This window comes from Pelotomaculum terephthalicicum JT, from assembly GCF_022410535.1.
GTDB lineage: Bacteria > Bacillota > Desulfotomaculia > Desulfotomaculales > Pelotomaculaceae > Pelotomaculum_D > Pelotomaculum_D terephthalicicum.
On the sequence record NZ_JAKNBL010000081.1, the window covers coordinates 1 to 3,021 of the forward strand.

At 38.6% G+C, this 3,021-nt stretch carries 3 protein-coding genes and 1 rRNA gene; 2 read left to right on the forward strand and 2 right to left on the reverse strand.

Translation table 11 applies throughout. The features are described 5' to 3' along the window. Window positions 1–3: 3 nt before the first annotated feature. Window positions 4–118: ribosomal RNA gene (gene rrf / locus L9W92_RS18470) — 5S ribosomal RNA — on the forward strand. Between the two features lie 442 nt (window positions 119–560). Further along, window positions 561–1,001 (forward strand): L,D-transpeptidase family protein, encoded by a 441-nt coding sequence (locus L9W92_RS18475; RefSeq protein WP_240085209.1) that lies wholly within the window; start codon window positions 561–563, stop codon window positions 999–1,001. On the opposite strand, the gene L9W92_RS18480 is transcribed toward L9W92_RS18475, so the two are convergent. Both L9W92_RS18480 and L9W92_RS19095 read right to left on the reverse strand, forming a co-directional pair. After that, complete coding sequence (locus L9W92_RS18480; RefSeq protein WP_240085210.1) at window positions 998–2,584, reverse strand: recombinase family protein; 1,587 nt, start codon at window positions 2,582–2,584, stop codon at window positions 998–1,000. The genes L9W92_RS18475 and L9W92_RS18480 overlap by 4 nt on opposite strands. Window positions 2,585–2,677: 93 nt before the next feature. Then, entirely contained in the window at window positions 2,678–2,812 is a 135-nt protein-coding gene (locus tag L9W92_RS19095; RefSeq protein ID WP_282442421.1) for a hypothetical protein, read from the reverse strand. Window positions 2,813–3,021: the final 209 nt, after the last annotated feature.

Genomic DNA, 3,021 nt, shown 5'->3' on the forward strand with positions numbered 1-3,021 from the left:
GTTTCTGGTGGCAATATCGGAGGGGGTACACCCGTTCCCATACCGAACACGGCAGTTAAGCCCTCCTGAGCCGATGGTACTTGGGGCTTGCCCCTGGGAGAGTAGGACGCTGCCAGAGAATTTTTAAGAACCTCACGATGAAAAACACCGTGAGGTTTTGTTTATGTTCGGCTTGATGCTGGGTTCTTTTTCAAAGCGATTTACAGCAGCAGTGTTCGAAAAGGCTTGACTTGCCGGACCGGGAGTTTATCCGGAGCGGCGCGGAGCACTGGGTGCGGTTTATAGCGCGTGCAGACATGCAGAAAGGCCCAAGTAGACGCGTAGGCAGCGGCATGGCAGTCTGGCATATTTAAGCAAAACTATCAAAAAGAATAAACACAATAAAAATCCTCTTTTACCTTCAGAATTGCCCTGGTCCTTCCTCGCGAGGAACAGGGCAATCTTTTTTAAAAGTGTGCCTGTTCTTTAAACACCGCTGTAAGCTGTTTTTCGTATTATGATATGAGGTGGTATATCCAATGGTTTATGCGAGCAGATATTTAAGAATTATGGATCCATTAATGGAGGGACCAGACGTCCAGTACGTACAAAAACGACTTAAGGAGCTTGGTTTTTACACGGGTCCGGTTAACGGTGTGTATGGTCCGGAGACACGCGCTGCTGTGCTCAGGGCGCAGCAAAGTTTCGGCCTGACTCCAGACGGTATTGTCGGACCTGACACATATAACGCCCTGGGGCTTAGCCCAACGGACGATATTACGATTTCGCCGGAATATGTTATTAGTATTGATACACTGACATTACAACTTTCCCTAAGCCAGTTTGGGCGACAAATAGGGAATTTTCCTGTGGCTGTGGGTACACCCAACACACCTACCCCCTTGGGTGACTGGAAGATTATACAAAAAACCAAAAACCCCGGCGGTCCCTTTGGGGCACGATGGATGAAGCTTAACTGCACATGGGGAGGTTACCCCACACATGAATTGGAACATTTTTAGAAAGGCTTTATAAACTTGTAATTTATAGTGATTTTCCGTTTTTCAAAGATTTCGATTCTGTCTATTAATTTGATTAACATAGATTTAGTGGCATTAGTAAAATCTGTAATGCCCTTGACCAGTTTTATTAATTTACCTGTTTCCTCTTCTTGGTGCTTTTTTACCTCGTTTTCCTCATCCATCTTTATGAGTCTAAAACTCAGTCTTTCCCGCTCAAGGTTGTAATCACGGGAAAAATCCATAAAATCATCTTCTGTTAATATGGCTTTGATTTTATCTTCATAAAGTCCTTTTATAATCTTCTTGATTTCAAGCAACCTATTTTCAATAATCCTTTTTTCTTCAGTGTTACTATTACAATTCCCATGAGTAGTTAATTTTCTAGCTTTTTCAAGTAATTGTTCCTGGTTGTTTACATATGCAGAAATCTTTTTTAGTTCGTTAATTACAACCGATTCAAGTTCATCTTCGGGAATGGAATGCCTTGAACATTTTCTGTATCTCTTATATTGTGAACAAATGAAATATACCTTTCCTAAATTTGTCTTTGTAGGTGTCATCCGGTTTCCGCAATCCCCGCAATATACCAGCCCCGACAATAAATGGGGACTGCTTGGCTGAATTTTTTTCGAGATATTTCTAACATTCATAATTTGTTGAGCATGTTCAAAAATTTCGTTATCAATTATCGGTTCATGAGTATCGTTTACTATAATCCATGCTTCTCTCGGTGTCCGAACCTGCTTATCCACTTTATAATTTATTTTCTTGTATTTATTTTGTGCTATGTTTCCTGTATACGTTGGGTTTTGCAGCATATACCTTATTGATTCAGCCGACCAAAGCTCACTTACTCCGCTTCGCCCCTTGTATTTTGAAATTTGTTTTCTGTAAACTGTCGGTGATGGGATGGCTTCATCATTTAATATGCGGGATATTTTTTCTAAACTAGTCCCGCCAACAAACATATTAAATATTTTCTTCACAACCCATGCGGTTTTTGGGTCAGTTATCAGCTTGTTTTTGTTGTTTGAATCTTTTAAATAACCATATGGGGCATATGAACCAATAAAATCGCCATTTCTCATTTTTACATTGAAACTGGTTCTTACTTTTTTTGAAATATCCTTTGAATACAAGTCGTTCATTACCGATTTAAAAGGACTCATATCATTGTTGCTATTATTATGGAAGGTGTCAATGCCGTCATTGAGCGCGATGAAACGTACATTTTTTTCGGGGAAATATCTTTCAATATAGTACCCAGTATCAATATAATCCCTTCCAAGCCTTGAAAGGTCTTTTACGATAACCAGGTTTATTCTTTTACTCTCCACGGCTTTTATTAATCTTTTAAAATCCGGTCTGTCAAAGTTTGTCCCTGTGTACCCATCGTCAATGAATATATCTACAAGGTTCCAACTCTGCTCTATTACATATCTTGAAAGGTATTCCTTCTGATTGGCAATACTTTCTGATTCTGTATTATTATCATCTTCTTTTGAAAGCCTTGTGTATATTCCCACATTGTAAATTATATTATTTAAATCTTTTCTATAGTAGTTATCCTCTAGAGCATACATCAAAATTCCCTCCCTCTTGCTCTCTCTAAAGATAACTACCTGCCGATGGGTCAATTCTACCTCAAGGACAGGTAGTTTTCAACCAATTTATGGTTATTTTCTAATAGTTATTTTCAATATTTCTTCCATTATCTGTTCAAAGGTCTTTCCATCATCAGAGTAGACGGAATTAACCTCAATTTCTTTTGTCTTCTTTTCTTTTTTGTTCTTAGTTGCTTCTTCGGGCAAAAAATCACCACCCTAAAATAGTTGGGTGGTAAATATTTATTCGGATTATAATTTGTCCAATTACTTTATTCGTTAGGGGATGTTGTTAATGCTACCGCATAATGACCAAAAACAGCTGGTATAAGTTGTCCATGTTTTGACGGATAAAGTGACCAAAAATGAAAAAGTCCGTTAGTCCGCCTGTCATCTTTTTTGAATAATATTTGAGG

Coding starts and splice junctions, on each gene's coding strand:
- L9W92_RS18480 (WP_240085210.1), bottom strand. CDS start 2,584: ATGTATGCTCTAGAGGATAACTACTATAGAAAAGATTTAAATAATATA.
- L9W92_RS18475 (WP_240085209.1), top strand. CDS start 561: ATGGAGGGACCAGACGTCCAGTACGTACAAAAACGACTTAAGGAGCTT.